The sequence below is a fragment of the Pseudomonas sp. 2822-15 genome, from assembly GCF_002742515.1.
Taxonomy (GTDB): Bacteria; Pseudomonadota; Gammaproteobacteria; order Pseudomonadales; family Pseudomonadaceae; genus Aquipseudomonas; species Aquipseudomonas salomonii.
In genome coordinates this window covers 218,396-239,991 of sequence record NZ_LJRY01000170.1, presented here as the reverse complement: position 1 = coordinate 239,991, position 21,596 = coordinate 218,396, and the positions used below count along the sequence as shown (strand labels likewise).

General features: G+C 59.7%; 20 protein-coding genes, 4 tRNA genes and 1 riboswitch. Of the genes, 8 read left to right on the top strand and 16 right to left on the bottom strand.

The window, feature by feature from the left end; translation table 11 throughout:
• Positions 1-79: 79 nt before the first annotated feature.
• The 4 genes from flgA to AOA59_RS07100 all read left to right on the top strand — a co-directional run bounded on the left by flgA (position 80) and on the right by AOA59_RS07100 (position 2,672).
• The gene (gene flgA, locus AOA59_RS07115; protein WP_065929336.1) at positions 80-838 is read left to right on the top strand and encodes a flagellar basal body P-ring formation chaperone FlgA; all 759 of its coding nucleotides are present in this window, start codon (positions 80-82) and stop codon (positions 836-838) included.
• Between the two features lie 142 nt (positions 839-980).
• Positions 981-1,307 carry a flagellar biosynthesis anti-sigma factor FlgM gene (gene flgM, locus AOA59_RS07110; RefSeq protein ID WP_099486606.1) on the top strand — a complete coding sequence of 109 codons (327 nt, stop codon included), beginning with the start codon at positions 981-983 and terminating at the stop codon, positions 1,305-1,307.
• 48 nt (positions 1,308-1,355) lie between these two features.
• Positions 1,356-1,826, top strand: a complete 471-nt coding sequence (locus tag AOA59_RS07105; protein WP_017138391.1) for a flagella synthesis protein FlgN — start codon at positions 1,356-1,358, stop codon at positions 1,824-1,826.
• Between the two features lie 96 nt (positions 1,827-1,922).
• A complete protein-coding gene (locus AOA59_RS07100) occupies positions 1,923-2,672 on the top strand; it encodes a flagellar brake protein (protein WP_099486604.1) in 750 nt (249 codons plus the stop codon).
• A gap of 61 nt (positions 2,673-2,733) precedes the next feature.
• Here AOA59_RS07100 and AOA59_RS07095 read toward each other — a convergent pair whose 3' ends face one another.
• Both AOA59_RS07095 and AOA59_RS07090 read right to left on the bottom strand, forming a co-directional pair.
• Positions 2,734-4,125, bottom strand: coding sequence for an MFS transporter (locus AOA59_RS07095; RefSeq protein WP_099486603.1), 1,392 nt, complete (start codon positions 4,123-4,125; stop codon positions 2,734-2,736).
• Between the two features lie 281 nt (positions 4,126-4,406).
• Positions 4,407-4,483, bottom strand: a tRNA-Arg gene (locus tag AOA59_RS07090).
• Between the two features lie 325 nt (positions 4,484-4,808).
• On the opposite strand from AOA59_RS07090, the gene AOA59_RS07080 reads away from it, so the two are divergent.
• From AOA59_RS07080 to AOA59_RS07070, 3 genes are all read left to right on the top strand, one after another.
• On the top strand, positions 4,809-5,036 hold the full coding sequence (locus tag AOA59_RS07080) for a hypothetical protein (RefSeq protein WP_065929351.1): 228 nt from the start codon (positions 4,809-4,811) through the stop codon (positions 5,034-5,036).
• A gap of 11 nt (positions 5,037-5,047) precedes the next feature.
• Positions 5,048-5,227 (top strand): PA3371 family protein, encoded by a 180-nt coding sequence (locus tag AOA59_RS07075; protein ID WP_069787952.1) that lies wholly within the window; start codon positions 5,048-5,050, stop codon positions 5,225-5,227.
• A gap of 394 nt (positions 5,228-5,621) precedes the next feature.
• Positions 5,622-5,948, top strand: coding sequence for an Arc family DNA-binding protein (locus AOA59_RS07070; RefSeq protein WP_003193592.1), 327 nt, complete (start codon positions 5,622-5,624; stop codon positions 5,946-5,948).
• 101 nt (positions 5,949-6,049) lie between these two features.
• On the opposite strand, the gene mgtE is transcribed toward AOA59_RS07070, so the two are convergent.
• The 8 genes from mgtE to ltaE form a co-directional block, all read right to left on the bottom strand.
• On the bottom strand, positions 6,050-7,492 hold the full coding sequence (gene mgtE / locus AOA59_RS07065) for a magnesium transporter (protein WP_065929353.1): 1,443 nt from the start codon (positions 7,490-7,492) through the stop codon (positions 6,050-6,052).
• A gap of 340 nt (positions 7,493-7,832) precedes the next feature.
• A tRNA-Arg gene (locus AOA59_RS07060) sits at positions 7,833-7,909 on the bottom strand.
• 72 nt (positions 7,910-7,981) lie between these two features.
• Positions 7,982-8,058, bottom strand: a tRNA-Arg gene (locus AOA59_RS07055).
• Positions 8,059-8,166: 108 nt separating this feature from the next.
• Positions 8,167-8,257: transfer RNA gene (locus AOA59_RS07050), tRNA-Ser, on the bottom strand.
• Positions 8,258-8,319: 62 nt separating this feature from the next.
• Positions 8,320-8,508, bottom strand: coding sequence for a carbon storage regulator CsrA (gene csrA, locus AOA59_RS07045; RefSeq protein ID WP_003175645.1), 189 nt, complete (start codon positions 8,506-8,508; stop codon positions 8,320-8,322).
• Positions 8,509-8,683: 175 nt separating this feature from the next.
• Positions 8,684-9,925, bottom strand: coding sequence for an aspartate kinase (locus AOA59_RS07040; RefSeq protein ID WP_056861669.1), 1,242 nt, complete (start codon positions 9,923-9,925; stop codon positions 8,684-8,686).
• Positions 9,926-10,022: 97 nt separating this feature from the next.
• Positions 10,023-12,641: an alanine--tRNA ligase gene (gene alaS / locus AOA59_RS07035; RefSeq protein ID WP_099486599.1), complete on the bottom strand. Its 2,619-nt coding sequence runs from the start codon at positions 12,639-12,641 to the stop codon at positions 10,023-10,025.
• 146 nt (positions 12,642-12,787) lie between these two features.
• Positions 12,788-13,792, bottom strand: coding sequence for a low-specificity L-threonine aldolase (gene ltaE / locus AOA59_RS07030; protein WP_069787950.1), 1,005 nt, complete (start codon positions 13,790-13,792; stop codon positions 12,788-12,790).
• Positions 13,793-13,974: 182 nt separating this feature from the next.
• Positions 13,975-14,144: riboswitch (FMN riboswitch) on the top strand.
• Between the two features lie 114 nt (positions 14,145-14,258).
• Between ltaE and AOA59_RS07025 the strand changes: the two genes are divergently transcribed.
• Positions 14,259-14,768, top strand: coding sequence for a 6,7-dimethyl-8-ribityllumazine synthase (locus AOA59_RS07025; protein ID WP_099486597.1), 510 nt, complete (start codon positions 14,259-14,261; stop codon positions 14,766-14,768).
• 165 nt (positions 14,769-14,933) lie between these two features.
• Here the strand turns inward: AOA59_RS07025 and astE are convergent, their stop codons facing one another.
• The 6 genes from astE to aruF all read right to left on the bottom strand — a co-directional run bounded on the left by astE (position 14,934) and on the right by aruF (position 21,359).
• The gene (gene astE / locus AOA59_RS07020) at positions 14,934-15,938 is read right to left on the bottom strand and encodes a succinylglutamate desuccinylase (protein WP_099486595.1); all 1,005 of its coding nucleotides are present in this window, start codon (positions 15,936-15,938) and stop codon (positions 14,934-14,936) included.
• An 11-nt stretch (positions 15,939-15,949) separates the two neighbouring features.
• Positions 15,950-16,240 carry a hypothetical protein gene (locus AOA59_RS07015; protein WP_003214319.1) on the bottom strand — a complete coding sequence of 97 codons (291 nt, stop codon included), beginning with the start codon at positions 16,238-16,240 and terminating at the stop codon, positions 15,950-15,952.
• A gap of 37 nt (positions 16,241-16,277) precedes the next feature.
• Complete coding sequence (gene astB, locus AOA59_RS07010; protein WP_099486594.1) at positions 16,278-17,624, bottom strand: N-succinylarginine dihydrolase; 1,347 nt, start codon at positions 17,622-17,624, stop codon at positions 16,278-16,280.
• A gap of 174 nt (positions 17,625-17,798) precedes the next feature.
• The gene (astD, locus tag AOA59_RS07005) at positions 17,799-19,268 is read right to left on the bottom strand and encodes a succinylglutamate-semialdehyde dehydrogenase (RefSeq protein WP_178076248.1); all 1,470 of its coding nucleotides are present in this window, start codon (positions 19,266-19,268) and stop codon (positions 17,799-17,801) included.
• Positions 19,265-20,290: an arginine N-succinyltransferase gene (gene astA, locus AOA59_RS07000; protein WP_065929360.1), complete on the bottom strand. Its 1,026-nt coding sequence runs from the start codon at positions 20,288-20,290 to the stop codon at positions 19,265-19,267. Before astA ends, astD begins: the two co-directional genes overlap by 4 nt.
• Positions 20,291-20,339: 49 nt before the next feature.
• A complete protein-coding gene (gene aruF / locus AOA59_RS06995) occupies positions 20,340-21,359 on the bottom strand; it encodes an arginine/ornithine succinyltransferase subunit alpha (RefSeq protein WP_017138424.1) in 1,020 nt (339 codons plus the stop codon).
• Positions 21,360-21,596 lie beyond the last annotated feature (237 nt).

Genomic DNA, 21,596 nt, shown 5'->3' with positions numbered 1-21,596 from the left:
TAAAACCTTTGGCTATACCTACAAGGGCAACGACGCTCACCCAACACTAAACGGCACGGGCTTTGCTATTTATTGGTCTATGAACCTTAAAACGACAGTTTTCCGACGCATCCCACGGTATCGCAGATTGCTCTGCGCAACGATGGCTTTGCTTGCCTTGGGCTCGGGCACCACGGCTCGCGCAGATAATGTCACCTTGCCTGATCTCCTTATCGGCGTCACCCAAGGCTTTCTTGAGTTCACTGTAGAAGATTATCTGGCGACCACCCAAACCCCGGGGCGTTACGAAATCCAGGTCAACCAACTGGACCCGCGCCTGCGCATGCCTATGTGCGACAAGGAATTGACGGCCAGCCTCGAAAGTCCGGCCCAGCCCATCGGCCGCGTGACGGTAAAAGTGCGCTGCGAGGGCGCCTCACCCTGGACCGTGTTTGTGCCGGCGCAGGTTAAACTGTTCCGCGATGTGGTTGTGGTCACACGCCCGCTCAAACGCACCGGCATCATTGGTTTTGAAGACGTGGCCCTGCGTGAACGCGACATCAGCCTGATCAACCAGGGCTACCTCACCGCTGTGGACCAAGCCATCGGGCAGAAACTGACCCGACCAATGGTCACCGACCAGGTTATTACGCTGGTGCATCTGGAACAGGCTGAGGTGATTCGCAAGGGCGACCAGGTGGTGATTTCCGCCAGCAGCGGTGGGCTGACGGTAAAAATGCCGGGGGAGGCGCTGTCCAATGGCGGGATGAGCGAGCAGATCCGGGTCAAGAACCTCAATTCCAACCGTGTGATCAAGGCGCAGGTGACGGCGCCGGGCCAAGTCGAGGTGGCACTATAGATCACTGGTGTGAAACGCTAGGTTTTCCTACACTGTGCGTGGGATGTCGACCTGTACAGGTTTATTGTCAATCGGGCCTAAAGTTTATCCGGGTATGGCCGAAAACATGGCAAGCGTCCAAATACCCAGAGGTTTTTTTAACATGGTCATTGATTTCAGTCGTTTAAATAACACCCAGGCTTTGCAGGGCAATACGCGCACCAGCGGGGCAAAGGACGGCGTAGAAGCCAAGTCCCAGCCAGCACCTGCCGCCAAGGCAGAACAGGCCAGCGCCAGCCAGAGCGGGGAATCGGTACACCTGAGCAATGAGGCTCAACAGTTGCAGAAGGTCACTGACTCGCTGCGCGATCAACCCGTTGTCAATAAAGCCCGCGTGGCCGAATTGAAGCAGGCAATCGCTGATGGCAGCTATAAAGTCGACAGCAACCGTGTAGCCAGCAAGCTGCTTAACTTCGAAGCCGAGCGCTAGGCAAAGGCCTGCGCAGGGCTTGTGGACGCTTAAAACCCAAGGCCAGCCATGCACCACGACGAACATTTGCTTGAACTGATCATTGATGATCTGGCGCCGACGCAACTTCTGCTCGAGCTGCTCAAAGAAGAATCCCTGGCCCTCTATGGCCGGGATATGCGCTTGCTGGAGGAAATCCTGGCGCGCAAACAGTCGCTGATCGTGCTGCTGGAGCAGCATGGCAAGAAGCGCAGCGAAATTCTCATCAGCCTCGGCCTGCCGGCTGATCATGACGGCCTGGCACAACTGGCCAGCCACTCCTCGGTAGGCGATCAGTTGCTGGCTCAGAGCACCGCACTCAATCAATTGCTGGCCCAGTGCCAGGAAGCCAACCTGCTCAACGGCCAGTCGATCCAGCTGCAGCAGGCTACGACCGCCAACCAGTTGCGCATACTCCACGGCGGAGAGCCTCCTGCGCTGTACAACGCCCAGGGTTCCACCTCGCGACTGGTCAAGCCAAGCACCCGCAGCCAAGCCTGACACCGGTTTACAGCGCGCCCTATCCAAGGCGCGCTACATACTGGCAAAATGCCGGTTCTTGCGTGTAGTCGTATTTTGCCTGGAGATGGAAGAACCGTGTTCAACGCCCTTAATGCGGAAGATGCTCCGCAGCCACCCAAGGTGCTCACCACGCCTCTGGAAATCGCCAGCACGTTGCGGATGCTGCAAGAAAGCCATGACCCGCTGATCATCACTTTTCATGAACGCAGCCAGCGGTTTCAAAGCTATCTGGTGGATATTGATCGGGACAGCAAAACGCTCGCCCTCGACGAAATGATCCCCCGTGACGGTGAACGCTACCTTGAAAATGGCGAACCGTTCCGCATTGAAGGCTTCCATGATGGCGTGCGAATCGCCTGGGAAAGCAACGGCACGCTGACCATCAGTGAAAAAGGCGGCCACCGCATCTACACCGGCAGCATGCCCGACGAGGTGGTCTACCATCAGCGTCGCAATGCCTTTCGCGCCGCATTGAAGCTGGCCCAACTGGTCAGCATCGAGCTGGGTGGCGAAAAGCTCAAGGCACCGATCAGCGGCAAGCTGCTGGACATCTCCGCTACCGGCTGCAAGCTGCGTTTTGAAGGCGACATCGCCGATCGCCTGCAACTGGGCCAGGTGTATGACCGCTTTATCGCCGCCCTGCCCTTCGGCAGCATGACCACCTCGGTGGAACTGCGTTACCTGCACTTCGAAGACAAGATCAACACCACCTTCGCCGGCGTGCGCTTTCACAACATGAGCGGCCTGGTACAGCGCCAGGTTGAACGTTTTGTGTACCAACTGCAGCGTGAAGCGCGGCGCTTTGACAAGGACGACGACCTTTAAACCTTAAAGGCCGCGTCAATAAAAACGGGCAGATCCTGATGGGATCTGCCCGTTTTTGCTTTCAGGGGCGTGCCCTGCTCAAGTCATGAGGATGCTCGTCCGGCCCCAGAGGCTCCGGCGGCCCTTCAAAAGCGGGTTCATCCGCGGGTTGTTGCGGGTCAGTTTCGGTTTCAGGTTCCGGCTCAGGCACGATGCTCTGCATTTGCTCCTGCACCACCGCCTCATCCACCCGCGGGTCGAGGCACGCCACCAGCGGCGAACTGGACATACTGTCAGGCATCGCCACGTGATGCAGCGGCGCATCATCCACTTGGTGCAGGTTGGTTACCGCCTTCGGCCGGATACGCCATACCAGGATCAATGCACACAGGCTGAAAAACGCATACAGCATGTGGCTGCCGAACAGCTTCATCACCACGCCCGCCAACAGCGGCCCGACACTCGCGCCGATGCCGTAAGTCACCAGCAACATGGCCGTCAGCGACACGCGGCGATCACCTTCCACATGGTCATTGGAGAACGCCACCGCCAAGGGATACAGGCAGAACTGCACCAGGGAACACAGGAAGCCGGCCACGAACAGCACTTCCAGCGGCACCTGGGTCATTACGGCCAATGGCAACGCCGCCACTGCCAGGCACAAGGCAAAGCAGCGAATCAGCAGGGCGCGATCATAGCGGTCCGACAACCAGCCCAATGGCCACTGCACCAACAAACCGGCAAAAATGCAGCTACCCATAAACAAACCGACCTGCTCGGTGCTCAAGCCTTGCTGCGAGGCATACAGCGGCGCCAGGCCGTAGAAAGAGCCGACGATCAGCCCCGCGCCCAGCACTGTGCTCAGCGACTGCGGCACACGCTTGATAAAGAAGCGCGGCTCCATGGGCGCCGGGTGCAGCGGCGCCGGGTGAATGCGTCGGGTCATGGCCACCGGCACCAGGCACAAGGCAAAGCACAAGGCCACCAGCATGAGCAACTCAAGTCCAAGTTCAGGGTGCATGACCAGGATCAACTGACCCAGCACCAGCCCGAGATAGGACGCGATCATATAACCGCTGAACACCACGCCACGCTGCTTCGCGTCCGCCTGCTCATTGAGCCAGCTTTCGATGACCATGTACTGGCACATCATCCCCAGGCCCACGATCATCCGCAGCACAATCCAGGCCGGCAGCCAGTTGATCAGGCCATGGCCCAACACCGCCGCGCCGACAATCCCGGCACAGGTGGCATACGCGCGAATATGCCCGACGCGGGCGATAAGCCGATGGCCGATCTTGCCGCCCAGCACCAGGCCGAAGTAGTTGGCCGCCATCAAGGCACCCACCCACAGGCTGTCGACGTGGTCGGCTGCCAGACGCAAGGCAAGGTAAGTGCTGAGCAGGCCGGACCCGATCAACATCATCAAGGAGGCGAAATAAAGGGCTCGAAAAGATTTCCAGATCTGGCGCATCGGCGTTCCGAGCGGCTCCTTGAAGTGAGGGACAGGGCTATCAGCATGATAGTCCGGGGTTGCCGGGAGCGGACAGACGCAGCGGGCCGTTTTCCGGGGAATATTTTGCTTAATCGTTCAGACGCTGCCTGGCCGCATGCAAGGTACATATGCAACGTACAAAAGTACGCGAAACACACGGCGCCCCTGCTGTGAACCCTGATAGGCGGCAAGGTTCGACCGGTGTTGCCGGTGCGCAAAAAAAAGCCCTGCCAGGACAACCTGTGCAGGGCTTTTGAAGATGGTGTCCCAGGGCCGGTTCGAACGGCCAACCTTCCCCTTAGGAGGGGGATGCTCTATCCAATTGAGCTACTGGGACAAATGACAGCCATCGGGCACGGAGCACTGCGACGGACGGCGTGCATGTTAACGGCCGAGGTGGGTTTTGTCATGTCGTCCGTGGGCTTTTTGAGTGTAGGCCGATCCTTGTTCCGCCGATGCGCGCCTTGCCCCGCAACCACGGGGCCCGGACCCTGTCGTGCAAAATGCACTACCCCAAAATGCCATCATTGCAAATTGCAACCTGGCGACGCTTTAGATTAGACTTAAGGCGTTGATTTTATTGAAGTAATAGATTGGCACGGGACCTGCAATACTTCTCCTACAAACCCATTCAGCCACGGCGTTTAGCGGAGAACATGACCATGAACAGTGCCCTTCTGTTAGCCCTCAACACCATAGCCCTGGCTGCACTGGTGATGTTCCATTTCCAATCGACCGGCAGTAATGATCCTGCACAGATCAGCCAGGCCGTGCCGCACCACCTGCAACAACGCCCGCAATTGGCGGTGATGACGCCCAACGCGCAATCGCCGATACGCCTGACCCAAGGCACCCAGACTGCACCGGCATCCGAACATTGGGTTTTCTGAGGAAGCCATTGATGAGCAAATCCGCCTGGCTGTTTTTGTGCCTGACTATCGCCACTGGCGTTCTGGGCCTGGGCGCCACCTCTGAAGAAGGGCAAACCGCTGCAACTGTTGCTGCGGCTGTGTTCACAAGCTTCCTCCTGTTGACGCTTTTCATGGGCCGCAAAATAAAGTTCGATCCAGTTTTGCGCTGACCCCTGCACCGCACCTTCCCCCTTCGACCTTATGTCGCCCCGCGCTAGCAAATCGGCAAATTGCCACTAGTCTTAAAAATAAGGGCAAAAGGCCACTTTGCTTTAGGATGTGCGGCCTCAACCCCTGTGCCGGCCTGGACTGACGGGAAGTTCCGTTGCGGAATGACCCGTTTGAAAGTTTTCCAACCAGTCCGCAAAAATACAAATGAGTGCTGGCATTAAGCCTTTAGGCAGTTCAATATTTGTCACAGAATTGACGCCAAGGAACTGTCAAATCTGAGGCATGATGCGGCCTCTTTGCAATTCGGGTTGAACTTTGGTCGTGAGCCTTGTCTTAACACTCATCTTGCGGCCAATTCCAGAAACCGCTCCCCTGAACTAACCGGTTAAATATATGCGCCCATTGAAACAGGCAATTTATTCCAGCCGTACGGCTGACAAGTTCGTCGTACGTCTGCCAGACGGAATGCGGGAACGCATTGCCGAGGTGGCTCGCAATCATCACCGCAGCATGAACTCCGAAATCATCGCGCGCCTGGAGCAGAGCCTTATTCAGGAAGGTGCGCTGGGCGAAGAGTTGAGCATGCGCCTGGACAGCCCCGAGCTGTCACTGCACGAACGCGAACTGCTGCAGCGTTTTCGTCAGCTCTCCCACCGCCAGCAAAATGCTCTCGTCTCGCTTATCGCGCACGACGTTGAGGCGGCCGCAGAAGCCAATTGATCTGCAACTGAAAGCCGAAGCCAGCGCTACGCTGGCTTTTTTTTGCGTGAAATTTGAGGGGCACGGCAGAGGGCGGTGTGGGAGCCGGGCCCCCACTGGGATCAGAGCAGAAAGATCGTCGCCAGGCCCAGGAAGATGAAAAAGCCACCGCTGTCGGTCATGGCCGTGATCATCACACTGGCGCCCATGGCCGGGTCACGCCCCAGACGTGCCAGCGTCATGGGGATCAACACGCCCATCAGCGCCGCCAACAGCAGGTTGAGGGTCATGGCTGCCGTCATTACCACGCCCAGCGACCAACTGCCATATAGCAAGTAAGCCACCACACCGATCACGCCGCCCCACACCAAACCGTTGATCAGGCCCACGGCCAACTCTTTGCGCAACAGGCGCGAGGAATTGGCCGTACTGACCTGGTCCAGTGCCATGGCACGCACAATCATGGTGATGGTCTGGTTACCGGAGTTGCCGCCGATACCGGCCACAATCGGCATCAGGGCCGCAAGCGCTACCAGCTTCTCGATCGACCCCTCAAACAGACCGATCACGCGCGAGGCAATGAACGCCGTGATCAGGTTGACAGCCAACCACGCCCAGCGGTTATGCAGGGAGCGCCAGACTGACGCAAAAATATCTTCCTCTTCACGCAGACCCGCCATGTTGAGGACTTCGGTTTCACTCTCTTCACGAATCAGGTCGACCATTTCATCGATGGTCAAACGGCCAATCAGCTTGCCGTTCTTGTCGACCACCGGCGCCGAGATCAAGTCATAACGCTCAAATGCCTGGGCGGCCTCGTAGGCGTCTTCATCCGGGTGAAAACTCACCGTATCGCTGGCCATCAGATCCGCTACTTTCTTGTCCGGATCATTGACCAGCAAACGCTTGATCGGCAACACGCCCTTGAGAATGCCTTCGTAGTCGACTACGAACAATTTGTCGGTATGACCCGGCAGCTCTTTGAGGCGACGCAGGTAACGCAAAACCACTTCCAGGCTGACGTCTTCGCGGATGGTGACCATCTCGAAGTCCATCAGTGCGCCAACCTGATCCTCGTCATAAGACAACGCGGAGCGCACACGCTCACGCTGCTGGCTGTCGAGGGCTTCCATCAACTCATGGACAACATCACGCGGCAGCTCAGGCGCCAGGTCAGCCAGTTCGTCGGCGTCCATCTCCTTGGCGGCGGCCAGGAGCTCATGATCGTCCATGTCGGCGATCAGGGTTTCACGGACCGAGTCGGATACTTCGAGGAGGATGTCGCCGTCGCGGTCGGCCTTGACCAACTGCCACAGGGTCAGTCGATCATCCAGCGGCAAGGCTTCAAGAATATAAGCGACGTCGGCAGAGTGCAGGTCATCGAGCTTGCGTTGCAGCTCAACGAGGTTTTGCCGGTGAACCAGGTTTTCGACGCGGTCGTGGTGCGGACCTTCCTGGCGGTGCGTGAGGTCTTCGACCACGCGCTGACGCTGCAGCAGCTCGATGACTTGAGCCAGGCGATCCTGCAGGCTGTCTTGCGTTTTCTTTACTTCTACTTCGGTCATAGGCGAACTCCACTCCCAGCAGCGGGGCACGCCGGAAGGATCAATCAGTCAATTCATGATTGGTAAAGCGGGTTACTGAGCAACTACTGGGTAAGTCCATGGAGGTATTCCACAAGCCCCGGCGGGGCTGACGGGCGCAATGATACACGCTGCGCACGCTTTTAACGTTAAAAAACTGGAAAGAACAAGCGCTTGCGAGCCAAAGCTGAGCATCGGCTGCATCTATGAACTGCGACGACACAGCCCGGAAGGAAAACACATGAGGCCGGAAGAAAGAGCTGAAATCCTACACAAACCCCAGACGGCAAAAAGCCCGCACTAGGCGGGCTTTTTGTTTGTATGGTGCACTCGACAGGATTCGAACCTGTGACCGCTCGGTTCGTAGCCGAGTACTCTATCCAGCTGAGCTACGAGTGCAGATTGTGTTTTTAGACCAGATCACAACTGGTTGAAGCCAAGTCACCTGCATTGCTGCAACTGACTCTTAAATGGTGCACTCGACAGGATTCGAACCTGTGACCGCTCGGTTCGTAGCCGAGTACTCTATCCAGCTGAGCTACGAGTGCATTTGTTGCCGCGCATTATAGGCCGTTCAATCTCTATGTAAAGCTATTTTTTCGTTTAATTTCAACAACTTAGCGAAAAAACCAGATTGCAACGTACTAAGCAAATAATGGCGGAGAACGGGGGATTCGAACCCCCGACACCCTTTTGAGGTGTACTCCCTTAGCAGGGGAGCGCCTTCGGCCACTCGGCCAGCTCTCCGCAACACGGGGCGTATATTAACCACGTTCATCCCCGTTTGCAAACATAAAAAACGATAAAAATTAAAGGCTTGGTTCTTCGTCCTTCTCTTTCTTGATCCGCAGGTAGATTTCCTCGCGGTGGACCGCTACCTCTTTCGGAGCGTTAACCCCGATACGCACTTGATTGCCTTTGACGCCGAGCACAGTCACAGTGATTTCGCCATCACCGATAATCAGGCTTTCTGCGCAACGACGAGTCAGAATCAGCATACCTTTCACCTCACGCATTTCAGTTCAGGAACAACAGTCTGCAAAAAAAAGGCGTTCGACCCATGACCTGACGGCCATAGCCCTAACGGCCTAAGTATTGTCGAGCGCACGCAAAAGACCATGCGCCCCACAAAAAAATGAAAGGCGCGGTAAACCGCGCCTTCCTGGCATTGCCTTACTCGCCTTGTCGCGCCGGCGCGTCCAGCTCAAAAGCGGTGTGCAGCGCGCGTACAGCCAGCTCCAGGTACTTCTCCTCAATCACCACCGAGACTTTGATTTCCGAGGTGGAGATCATCTGGATGTTGATGCTTTCCTTGGCCAGCGCCTCGAACATGCGGCTGGCAACGCCGGCATGGGAACGCATGCCCACGCCCACGATCGACACCTTGGCAATCTTGGTGTCGCCGACCACTTCACGGGCGCCGATCTCGCTCGCAGTGTTCTGCAGGATACGCTCGGCTGCATCGTACTCGTTGCGGTGCACGGTGAAGGTGAAATCGGTGGTGTTATCGTGCGAAACGTTCTGCACGATCATGTCGACTTCAATGTTCGCGCCGCTGATAGGGCCGAGGATCTTGAAGGCCACGCCCGGGGTGTCTGGCACGCCACGGATCGTCAGCTTGGCTTCATCGCGGTTGAAAGCGATGCCGGAAATGATCGGCTGTTCCATGGATTCCTCTTCATCAATAGTAATGAGGGTGCCCGGACCCTCTTTGAAGCTGTGCAATACGCGCAGCGGAACGTTGTACTTGCCGGCGAACTCCACCGCGCGGATCTGCAACACCTTGGAACCGAGGCTGGCCATTTCCAGCATCTCTTCAAAGGTGATCTTGTCCAGGCGCTGGGCCACGGACACCACACGCGGGTCGGTGGTGTACACGCCGTCCACATCAGTATAGATCTGGCATTCATCGGCCTTGAGGGCCGCTGCCAGTGCCACACCGGTGGTATCCGAACCGCCACGCCCGAGGGTCGTGATGTTGCCCTGCTCGTCCACACCCTGGAAGCCTGCTACAACTACCACGCGGCCGGCTTTCAGATCTGTGCGGATTTTCTGATCATCGATCTGCAGGATGCGGGCCTTGGTATGCGCGCTGTCGGTGAGGATGCGCACCTGGCTGCCCGTGTAGGACACCGCCGGCACGCCACGCTTGTTCAGCGCCATGGCCAGCAAGGCGATGGTCACCTGCTCGCCGGTGGACACGATCACATCCAGCTCACGCGGCAGCGGCTGTTGGTCACCACTGATTGCCTTGGCCAGATCGATCAGGCGATTGGTCTCGCCGCTCATGGCTGACAGCACCACCACCAAGTCATCGCCGGCGTCGCGGAATTTCTTAACCTTGTCGGCGACCTGCTCGATTCTTTCGACAGAACCGACCGAGGTGCCTCCGAATTTCTGTACGATCAAAGCCATTTCTAAGCCGCCTCAGCCCGTAAAGGGGCGCCCAATAAACAAATCTTCCAGCACCCAAACGAGCCCATGACTAAACCATGGGCTCGCTAACAGTGCCTTAAATGCCAGCCTCGACAAACGGCACGGTCAGGGCCAGGGCCGCGTCCAAGGAGCCTGCGTCTACACCACCGCCTTGCGCCATGTCCGGACGACCACCGCCCTTCCCGCCCACTGCCGCAGCGGCTTGCTTCATCAAATCACCGGCCTTGAGTTGGCCAGTCAGGTCTTTGGTTACACCGGCAACCAGAACGACCTTTTCCTCATGGACACCGCCGAGCAGGATCACTGCGCGGCCGAGCTTGTTCTTCAACTGATCGACCAAGGCCAACAGCGCCTTGCCGTCCTGGCCATCCAGGCGCACAGCCAGCACTTTCACGCCCTTGACGTCCAGCGCGGAGGCCGACAGATCGTCGCCCGCTGCGCTCGCCGCCTTGGCCTGCAACTGCTCCAGCTGTTTTTCCAGTGCGCGGTTGCGCTCCAGCACGGCCGACAGCTTGTCGATCAGGTTGTCGCGGCTGCCCTTGACCAGGCCGGCCGCTTCCTTGAGTTGTTCTTCCGCCGCATTGAGGTAGGCCAGGGCCGCAGCACCGGTCACCGCTTCAATACGCCGTACACCGGAGGCCACGCCGCCTTCGCTGATGATTTTCAGCAGGCCGATATCGCCGGTACGGTTGGCGTGTATACCGCCACACAGTTCCACCGAGAAGCTGCCGCCCATGCTCAGTACGCGCACTTCGTCGCCGTACTTCTCGCCAAACAGCGCCATGGCGCCTTTCTTCCTGGCGGTCTCGATATCGGTTTCTTCGGTTTCAACCGGGGTGTTCTTGCGAATCTCGGCGTTGACGATGTCTTCCAGCGCCTTGATCTGCTCAGGCTTGATCGCTTCAAAGTGGCTGAAGTCGAAACGCAGGCGCTGGCTGTCCACCAACGACCCCTTCTGCTGCACATGCTCACCCAACACCTGGCGCAACGCAGCGTGCAGCAAGTGAGTGGCGGAATGGTTCAAAGCAGTTGCATGCCGCACGTCGGCGTCGACTTGAGTGTCAACCGGCGCACCGACCGTCAGGTTGCCCAACACCAGCACACCGTGGTGCAGGAACGCGCCGCCGGTCTTGGTGGTATCACGCACTTCAAAACGCCCGGAGGTCGAACTGAGGAAACCGCAGTCACCCACCTGGCCACCGGATTCGGCGTAGAACGGCGTCTGGTCCAGCACGACTACCGCTTCTTCGCCTTCGCTCAATACGTCGACCGACTTGCCGTCTTTGTAGATGGCCACGATCTTGGCCGCGCCCACGGTCGCCGCGTAGCCGGTGAACTCGGTGGGCACCTCAACCTTGACCAAGGTGTTGTAGTCCAGGCCAAAGGAGCTGGCGGAACGGGCACGTACGCGCTGGGCTTCCATCTCACGCTCAAAACCGGCCTCATCGACGGTCAGCTCGCGCTCGCGGGCGATGTCGGCAGTCAGGTCCATCGGGAAACCGTAGGTATCATACAGCTTGAACACCACGTCGCCCGGCACCACGGTGCCTTTAAGCTCAGCCAGATCCTGCTCGAGGATCTTCAGGCCGTGCTCCAGGGTCTTGGAGAACTGCTCTTCTTCAGCCTTGAGCACGCGCTCGATGTTGGCTTGCTGCTGCTTGAGTTCCGGGAAGGCATCGCCCATCTCGGCGACCAGCGCGGCCACGATCTTGTAGAAGAAGCTGCCGGTGGCGCCCAGCTTGTTACCGTGACGGCAGGCGCGACGGATAATACGGCGCAGCACATAGCCACGGCCTTCGTTGGACGGCAGCACACCGTCGGCGATCAGGAAACCGCACGAACGGATGTGGTCCGACACCACCTTGAGCGAAGACTGGTTGTCATTGGCGCAGCCAATGGCAGCCGCCGAGGCGCTCAGCAGGTGGGTGAACAGGTCGATTTCGTAGTTGGAATGCACGTGCTGCATCACCGCACTGATCCGCTCCAGGCCCATGCCGGTGTCCACCGACGGCGCCGGCAGCGGATGCAACACGCCATCGGCGGTGCGGTTGAACTGCATGAAGACGTTGTTCCAGATCTCGATGTAACGGTCGCCGTCTTCTTCCGGCGAGCCCGGTGGGCCGCCCCAGATGTCGGCGCCGTGATCATAGAAAATCTCGGTGCACGGGCCGCACGGGCCGGTATCGCCCATGGTCCAGAAGTTGTCGGACGCGTAAGGCGCGCCCTTGTTGTCGCCGATGCGAATCATGCGCTCGGCTGGCACACCAATTTGCTGGGTCCAGATGTCATAGGCTTCGTCGTCGGTCGCGTAGACCGTAACCCAGAGCTTTTCCTTGGGCAGCTTCAACACGCCGGTCAGGAAGGTCCAGGCGAAGGTAATCGCATCTTTCTTGAAATAGTCGCCGAAGCTGAAGTTACCCAGCATCTCGAAGAAGGTGTGGTGACGGGCGGTGTAGCCGACGTTTTCCAGGTCGCTGTTCTTGCCGCCGGCGCGTACGCACTTCTGGCTGCTGGTGGCGCGGGTGTAGGCGCGCTTTTCCTGGCCCAGGAAGCAGTCCTTGAACTGGTTCATCCCCGCGTTGGTGAACAGCAGGGTTGGGTCATTGCCTGGGATCAAGGAGCTGGAGGCTACACGGGTGTGGCCTTGCTCTTCGAAGAAGCGAAGGAAGGCTTCACGGATTTCTGCGCTTTTCATTAGGTTCTTCCACGGAGTCTGCGGCCAAAGGCCAGTGCGCAACATCATCAGACGGAGCGACGGCAAAGGGCCGCATTATATCGGCCCTTTGCCGGTGGTACAGCGTGTTTATGTGATAGAAACAGTCAATTAGACGGTCTGCACGATCATTTTCGGGAAAACTCGACAAATGTCTGCACCACGTGCTCCATCTGCGCCCGGCTGACATCCAGATGAGCGACCATGCGCAGACGCGGCGCGGCGCTCAACTTGATCCCGCGTTCGGCGGCGAAGGCCTTCAGCGCCTGGGCCTGATCGCCAATCTGCACGTACACCATATTGGTTTGTACCGGCTCCACCTCAAAGCCGGCGTCGCGCAGCGCATCCCCCAGCCATTGGGCGTTGGCATGGTCATCCGCCAGGCGCTGCACCTGATGATCCAGGGCATACAAGCCCGCCGCCGCCAGCGAGCCGGCCTGGCGCATGCCGCCACCGACCATCTTGCGCAGGCGCCGCGCCTTGGCGATCAACGCCGTGGAGCCGCACAGCACCGAGCCGATCGGCGCGCCGAGGCCTTTGGACAGGCACACCGACACCGAGTCGAAATGCTGGGCAATCTCCCGCGCATCCACGCCGAGCTTGACCGCCGCGTTGTAGAGCCGCGCGCCGTCCAAGTGCAACGCCAGGCCATGTTCACGGGTAAACGCCCGCGCTTTGGCCAGGTACGCCAGCGGCAGCACCTTGCCCTGCATGGTGTTCTCCAACGCCAACAGGCGGGTACGGGCGAAGTGGAAGTCATCCGGCTTGATCGCCGCCAGTACGTGCTCCAGGTCCAGGGAACCGTCGGCTTGCACCTCCAGCGGCTGCGGCTGGATCGAGCCGAGTACCGCCGCGCCACCGCCTTCGTATTTGTAGGTGTGGGCCTGCTGGCCGACGATGTATTCCTCGCCGCGCTCACAGTGAGCCATCAAGGCGAGCAGGTTGCTCATGGTGCCCGTTGGCACAAACAACGCCGCAGCGAAGCCCAGGCGCTTGGCCAGTTCGGCCTCCAGGAGGTTGACGCTCGGGTCTTCTCCGTAGACGTCATCACCGCTGACGGCAGTGGCCATCGCATCGAGCATGCCGGCGGTGGGTTGGGTCACGGTGTCGCTGCGCAGGTCTATGACGGTCATCCGGGGGCCTCTGAACAGGGTTGTCGTATTGATGATTACTGCGGGCAAACCCACGCAATATCAAGCCCCACGTGCATTCAATCGAATACCAACCAAACAAACCGATATAGGTTATCGATACGGCGATCGTGCAGTTTCTGAAAAACCATGTTAAAAACTCTCCGCCGCCAGGGTTCTGGCGGCAACGTTCTCAGGGCGGGGTGCAATTCCCCACCGGCGGTAATTGCACGCAATGTGCATAGCCCGCGAGCGCTTGGCGCCTCGAACTGCTCACGCAGGACGGCGACAAGGTCAGCAGACCCGGTGTGATCCCGGGGCCGACGGTCATAGTCCGGATGAAGAGAGAACGGGATTGGCACCCGAGGGCCGCGCGCTGAACTCATGCCTGCATGACGCCGCTGTTCGTACCCTCGAAATCCCATTCGATTCATAACGCCCTGTTTTTTTCTTAAACAGGAGTCAGAACATGCAACCCACCGCAATCGACAGCAAAAGCAAAAACCACCACGGCGAGCGCGTCGCGTTTATCCAGGCCTGCTGGCACAAGGATATTGTCGACCAATCGCGCAAAGGCTTCCTCGCCGAAATGATCGCCCAGGGCTACCAGGAATCGGACATCGATTTCTTCGAAGTCGGCGGCGCCTTTGAACTGCCCCTGCACGCCAAGCTGCTGGCCAAGACCGGCCGTTACGCCGGCATCGTCGCCGCCGCGCTGGTGGTGGACGGTGGCATCTACCGCCATGAATTCGTCGCCCAATCGGTGGTCAGCGGCCTGATGCAGGTTCAGCTGGAAACCGAAGTGCCGGTATTCTCCGTGTCCCTGACCCCGCACCACTTCCACGCGGGCAGCGAGCACCACACCTTCTTCTATGAGCACTTTGTGCACAAAGGCCAGGAAGCTGCGCGCACTTGCGCCGACACCCTGCACAAGGTGCGTGCGATCCGTCGCAGCGAGCCGCGTGCTTTAGCCGTTTAAGCAACAACACAAAACCCGGCCTCAGAGCCGGGTTTTTTGTGGGCGCTTGCTTGTGTGGGAGCTGGCTTGCCTGCGATGGCGGCGGCACAGGCAACAGTGATGTTGACTGACCTGCCGCTATCGCAGGCAAGCCAGCTCCCACATTTGACCTAGCCAGCCTTGGGATTAGGCCAGGCCAGCATCCGTGGTTGGCACGATCAATATCCCCGCCCGCAAACCATTCTTGACCTTCGGGTTCGGGAAAATGATGCGCGCGCCCTCCTCCTCGATCACCCAGCGGGTCTTGGCCACGTCCTCGGCCAACAGGTAACCCTTGGCCAACGGCGAGAAGTTTTCCACATCCGCCGGCAGGTGCAGCAGGAACGCATCACTGTGTTTGATCACTTCGCGGGAGACGGCAAACAGTTGCAAGCCATCGAGGCTCTCGGTTTCGGGCTCATTGCCCTCGATGATCTGCTTGAGGCGCGTTTCCAGGCGTGACACATCCACGCCCTGGTTCTGCCCGAACGGCCGGGCCTTGCCCAATTCCAGGGTGAAGGCCTCAGCGTCCAGTTGCTCGTAGGTAAACGCGGTGAAGGTGATCGAAGTTTTGTTTTGCAACAAAACCGCCTGCATACCGGCAGCGTTCAGGCGCGCCAGCTCATGACGCGAATGCTGGCGCCCTTCTTTCCACGGGTACAGCGCGAACTGCTCGATCTTCGAACCGCGAATGGCCGTGTGCAGGTCGTAATGCAGGCGCGAACGGCCCGGCAGGCTGAAGAAGCTGCGAGCCAACTGCTCAAGCTCGGCGGCGCGCATGGCCTCCGGGCCGATGTTTTGTTCGTGGCGGCCATTGAACAGCCGGTTGACGTCCAGCTCCAGGTAACGCTCGCCGCGGCGCATGGCCTCAGGGTTACCGAACAGGAACAGAATACGATGGCGGGGTTTGATCTCCCCACGGGCGATGCCATGCAACAGGCGGTCGAGCAATTCGATCGGCGCGGTTTCGTTGCCATGGATGCCGGACGACAGCAGCAGGTCGCCGCCGTTGTCCAATGCCAGCGGTGGGCGCACTTCAAGCGCGCCTTCGCTGAGCCAGCGCATCTGCACGCCGTCGACAGTCAGTTGAATTTTTTGCGCCGGTTCACGACCGGCGAGGGTCAGTTCAAGCAGTTTGCCGAGGGCGAGCATAAGCAGCTTCCTTAGTGGTTGCAGCCAGGGCCGTGAACGTGATCGTCGTCATCGCCTTCAACGTCGGCCGGTTCCATTTCCAATTGCAGGCTCATCAGGTTGGTGGCCAGCGGGCGCATCAGCAGGTTGGCGTATTCGGCGTCACCTTCTTCCACGTCTACGCCGATCAGCAGTTGGCCACGGCCGTCGTGCTGGATCCAGATTTCCTTGCCCTGCCACACCACGGCGACGCGGGTGCAGGAGGTTTCCAGCTGGGTGCCGTCGGTGTCTTCAAGGATCAGTTTCAGGGTGTCGGTGGTCATAAATTGTTCTCAGCATAGGGTGTAAAAAGAGGCAGATTTAATTGATCTGGAAAGGATAAACCGAGCCCAGTTTAAGGATTTGCGTCAGTTCATCCAGTGCCGTCCGGCACTCAAGCAGCAATTGCGGGTCAGCCAGGTCGCTTTCACGCAGGCTGTCGCGGTAGTGCTTGTCGACCCATTGGGTCAGGGTTTCGTACAACGGCGCGGTCATGATAACGCCTGGGTTCACCGCCGCCAGTTCCGTTTCATTCAAGGCCACGCGCAAGCGCAGGCATGCCGGGCCACCGCCGTTCTGCATGCTTTGCTTGAGGTCGAACACTTTCACTTCGCGGATCAGCCCGCCGGAGGCGGTCAGGCCTTGCAGGTACTGCCAGACACGCTCGTTGGCGCGGCATTCTTCCGGCACGATCAGCAGCATCGAGCCGTCTGCGCGGGTCAGCAACTGGCTGTTGAACAGGTAGGAACGCACCGCGTCCTCGACGCTGACCTGGGCACGCGGCACACACACCGACTGGAAGTTGCCCCCCAGTTTGCCCAACTTGCCTTGCAATTCGGCGAGCATCTGCTCGGTATTGAGGAACGCGTCCTCGTGATAGAACAGCACTTCGCCGTTGCCCACCGCGATCACGTCATTGTGGAACACACCGGCATCGATCACCGCCGGGTTCTGCTGGCCGTACACCACGCCGTCATCTTTCAAGCCGTGCAGGCGTGCAACCGCCTGGGAGGCTTCGAGGGTCTGGCGCGCCGGGTATTTCTGCGGGGCCGGGTAACGGGTGTCGAACGCACTGCGGCCGAACACGAAAAACTCAACCCCGGCCTCACCGTATTCACGGCAAAACCGCGTGTGGTTGGCGGCGCCCTCATCGCCGAACTGCGCCACCGCCGGCAACGCGGCGTGATGGGCGAAGTGCTTGCCATCGGCAAACATCGCCCCCAGCACACGGCTGGTGGTCGGGTGCTCAATGCTGCGGTGGTATTTGCAGTTGAGGTTGGCGGCGGTGAAATGCACGCGGCCGTCCGCGGTGTCGGCGCTCGGGCTGACCGTGGCGGCGTTGGCCACCCACATGCTCGACGCCGAGCAACTGGCCACCAGCAACGGCATGGCGTGCTTGGCGGCTTGCTCGATCACCTGGGCGTCAGTGCCGCTGAAACCGAGGCTGCGCAACGCAACCACATCCGGGCGCTCTTGCGGCGCCAGCACGCCTTGCACAAAGCCCATGTCCATCAGGGCTTTCATTTTTTGCAGGCCCTGCAACGCCGCTTCCTTGGGGTTCGAAGACTGCTGGCTGTTGCTCTGGGACGCGACGTTGCCGTAGGACAAACCGCCGTAGTTATGGGTCGGCCCCACTAGACCGTCAAAATTGACTTCACAGGATTTCATCGGCGAGGCTCCACGAACATCTGTTTTTATAGGCATCTGGTGCAGGTCTTTATCTGTCGACCCGGTCAACTGTGGGAGCTGGCTTGCCTGCGATGGCATCACTTCGGTTTTACTGAAAAACCGAGTCGGCTGCATCGCAGGCAAGCCAGCTCCCACATTAGATCAGTGTCACCTTTAGATCAGCGTAATACCGGGTGTCAGTGTTGCCGGGACCACCAAACTCGGGGTCTCCAGCGACGCCACCGGGTACGCGCAATAGTCCGCCGCGTAATAGGCGCTGGCGCGGTGGTTGCCCGAGGCGCCCACACCGCCGAACGGCGCAGTGCTGGCAGCGCCGGTCAGCTGTTTGTTCCAGTTGACGATACCGGCGCGGCTTTCCAGCCAGAACTGCTGGTAGCGCGCTTCGGAATCCGACAACAGCCCCGCCGCCAGGCCATATTGAGTGTTGTTGGCCTCGGCAATCGCACCGGCAAAATCAGCGTAGCGGATCACTTGCAGCAAGGGGCCGAACAGTTCTTCATCCTCGCGCTCGCTCACGCCAGTCACGTCGATGATGCCGGGTGTCAGCAAGGCGGCCTGCGCCTGCGGCTGAGTCATTTCCAGCAGCGCTACGGCGCCATTGGCCAGCATCAGTTCCTGGGCGTCCATCAAGGCTTTGGCCGCACCGAGGGAAATCACCGAGCCCATGAACGGCGCCGGCTGTTGATCGAATGCACCGACTGCAATCGTCGCGCTCACCGCCACCAGACGCGCCAGCAACGCATCGCCCCAGGCGCCTTGCGGCACCAGCAAACGACGGGCACAGGTGCAACGCTGGCCAGCCGAAATAAACGCCGACTGAATAATGGTGTAGACCGCCGCGTCCACGTCGGCCACTTCGTCGACCACCAGTGGGTTGTTGCCACCCATTTCCAGGGCCAGGATCTTGTCCGGGCGCCCGGAGAACTGCTGGTGCAGATGATTGCCGGTACGGCTGGAGCCGGTGAAGAACAACCCGTCAATGCCTGGGTTGGCCGCCAGGGCCATACCGGTTTCCCGCGCACCTTGCAGCAGGTTCAACACGCCCGCCGGCAAACCGGCCTCGACCCAGCATTGCACGGTCAGCTCGGCGACTTTGGGGGTCAACTCGCTCGGCTTGAACAATACCGTGTTACCCGCCAACAAGGCCGGGACGATATGCCCGTTCGGCAAATGGCCAGGGAAGTTGTAGGGGCCGAACACCGCCACCACACCGTGAGGTTTGTGGCGCAGCACGGCAGTGGCGTCGCCCAGCGGGCCGCTCTTCTCGCCGGTACGCTCGCGGTAGCTTTGCACCGAGATGGCAATCTTGTTGGCCATGCTGGTGACTTCGGTGGCCGATTCCCACAGGGGCTTGCCGGTTTCTTCACCGATGCAACGGGCGATTTCATCGGCGCGGCTTTTCAAGGTGGCGGCGAAGGTTTCCAGCATGCTGATGCGTTCTTCCAGCGGGCGCCTGGCCCACGCTGGAAACGCCTGGCGCGCGGCTTGCACGGCCGACTCAACCTGCTCGGCGGTGGCGCCGTTGCCGGCCCACAACACCTGTTGGGTCACCGGGTTGCGCGATTCAAACAGCTCACCCTGGCCAGCCAGCCAGCTTCCTGCGATATACAACGAATTCATTATTTCGACTCCCGAGCAGCAGACAACGCAACAGCGCGCACTTGATCACCCACCACCAGTTGCAGGCGTTTGGCGGTGTGCGGATCGACCACCAAAGTGCCTGCCGCCAGCCGGGCCGGAGCGGCCGTAATGCGGCACTCCTCGCGCTTGCGGTTATGGATCAGGAACGGCGTGGCGTCGTCCCCCGGCGTGCCGATGGCCAACACCAGCGACTGGCTATCGCGCACCGCACGGATTTTGCTGGTTTCACACTCCACCGCCGGGCCGGCGTCGAAAATATCGACATAGCCCTGGTAGCTGAAGCCTTCACTCTTGAGCATGCTCAGCGCCGGCTCGGTGTCCGGGTGGACCTTGCCGATCACATTGCGCGCGTCTTCCGACAGGAAGCAGCTGTACAGCGGAAACTTGGGCATCAGCTCAGCGATAAACGCCTTGTTGCCTACACCGGTGAGGTAATCCGCCTGGCTGAACTCCATCTTGAAGAAGTGCCGGCCCAGGCTTTCCCAGAACGGCGAGCGCCCGGCATCGTTGGACACGCCACGCATCTCCGCAATGATCTTGTTGCCGAACAGCTGCGGGAACTCGGCGATAAACAGCATGCGCGCCTTGGCCAGCATGCGACCGTTAAGGCCGTTGCGGTAATCGGCGTGCAGGAACAACGAGCACAATTCGGAGTTGCCGGTGAGGTCGTTGGCCAGAAACAGCGTCGGAATCTCGCGGTAAATGTTCAGTTCCTGGGAGGCGCTGACGGTCAGGCCGACCCGGAAGTTGTACCAGGGCTCACGCAGGCCGACGGCACCGGCGATGGCGGAAATGCCCACCACGCGGCCTTCGTCGTTTTCCAGCACGAACAGGTAGTCGGCATCGCCGCGCCCGGCTTCGCCACGGAAGGTTTTTTCCGCCCAGCCAACCCGGTGGGTCAGGCGCTCTTCGTTGGCCGGCAAGGTGGTGAGGCCGGTGCCGGTGCTGCGCGCCAGATCAATCAGGGCCGGTAAATCGCTGCTGCGTACGGGACGAACGATCATGCTATCTCCTCGAACGGGCCGCTGTTGTCAGCCACCCGCGAAACTCTATTTAAACCGCTACCAGGCGCACACTCGCGCCTTCGCCAACGCCCAACGCTTCGGCTGCTTCCAGGTCCAGGGTCACTGGCTTGCCCGGCGCGTAGTCCAGCTCCAGCATCACCGCACGGTAATCCTGCAATTGCGCGTTGCTCACCAAGTACTGGCGACCGACACCCTTGACCATCTCGCCGATTTTTACCGGCACCACGCGGCTCTGGGCGATCGAGCGAATGCCCGAGACCCGTGCGTGCAACGTCGGGCCACCGTCGAAGATGTCGATGTAGTGGTCGGTCTCGAAGCCTTCGCGCATAAGGATGTCGAAAGTGATCTGCGCACGCGGGTGCACCTGGCCCATGGCTTCCTGGGCTTCGTCCGGCAACAGCGGTACGTAGATCGGGTAATGCGGCATCAGCTCGGCGAGGAAGGTGCGGCTTTTGAGCCCGCACAGGCGCTCGGCGGCAGCGTAGTTGAGGTCGAAGAAGTTGCGACCGATGGCATCCCAGAACGGCGAGTCACCGTTCTCGTCGCTGTAGCCGACGATTTCGGTCACCACCGAGTCGGCAAAGCGCTCGGGGTGGCTGGCGACGAACAGCAGGCGGCCACGGGAATTGAGTTCCGACCACGGCGAACCGACCAGCGCAGGCTGCACGTAGAAACTGGTGAGCAGGCTGTTGCCGGTGAGGTCGTGGCACTGGGAAAGCACGTGGATCTTGTTGTGGATCTTCAGCTCGCGGGAAGCGTGCACGAAGGTTTCGTTACGGAAGCTGTAGAACGGCTCCGAGTAACCGGCCGAGGCGACGATGGCCGAGCAGCCGGCAAGCTTGCCGGTCTCGGTGTCTTCGAGCACGAAGAAATAGCTTTCTTCACCGTTGAAACTCACCTCGGCCGCGAAGGACGCTTCGCTGGCGGCGATTTTATCGCTCAGGCGTTCCACATCGTCCGGCAAGGAGGTGACACCAATCGGGCTGTCCGCAGCCAGACGCTGTACCTCGCCCAGATCAGCCATTTGCGCGGGGCGCATCACCAGCATGGTGTCACTCCTTAACTCGAAAAACTCACAGAGGGAAAAATGCCGGACAGGAGGCCTGCTCACCCCATTCTGATGGTGTAAGCAAATTCATGTGGGAGCCGGGCTTGCCCGCGATGGCGGTGTGTCAGTCAGCACAGAGGTTGCCTGTACCACCGCCTTCGCAGGCAAGCCAGCTCGCACATTTGACCCGGTCCGGCCTTTAGAATTTTTGTTCGGCACCCGGATCGCCAGGCGCCG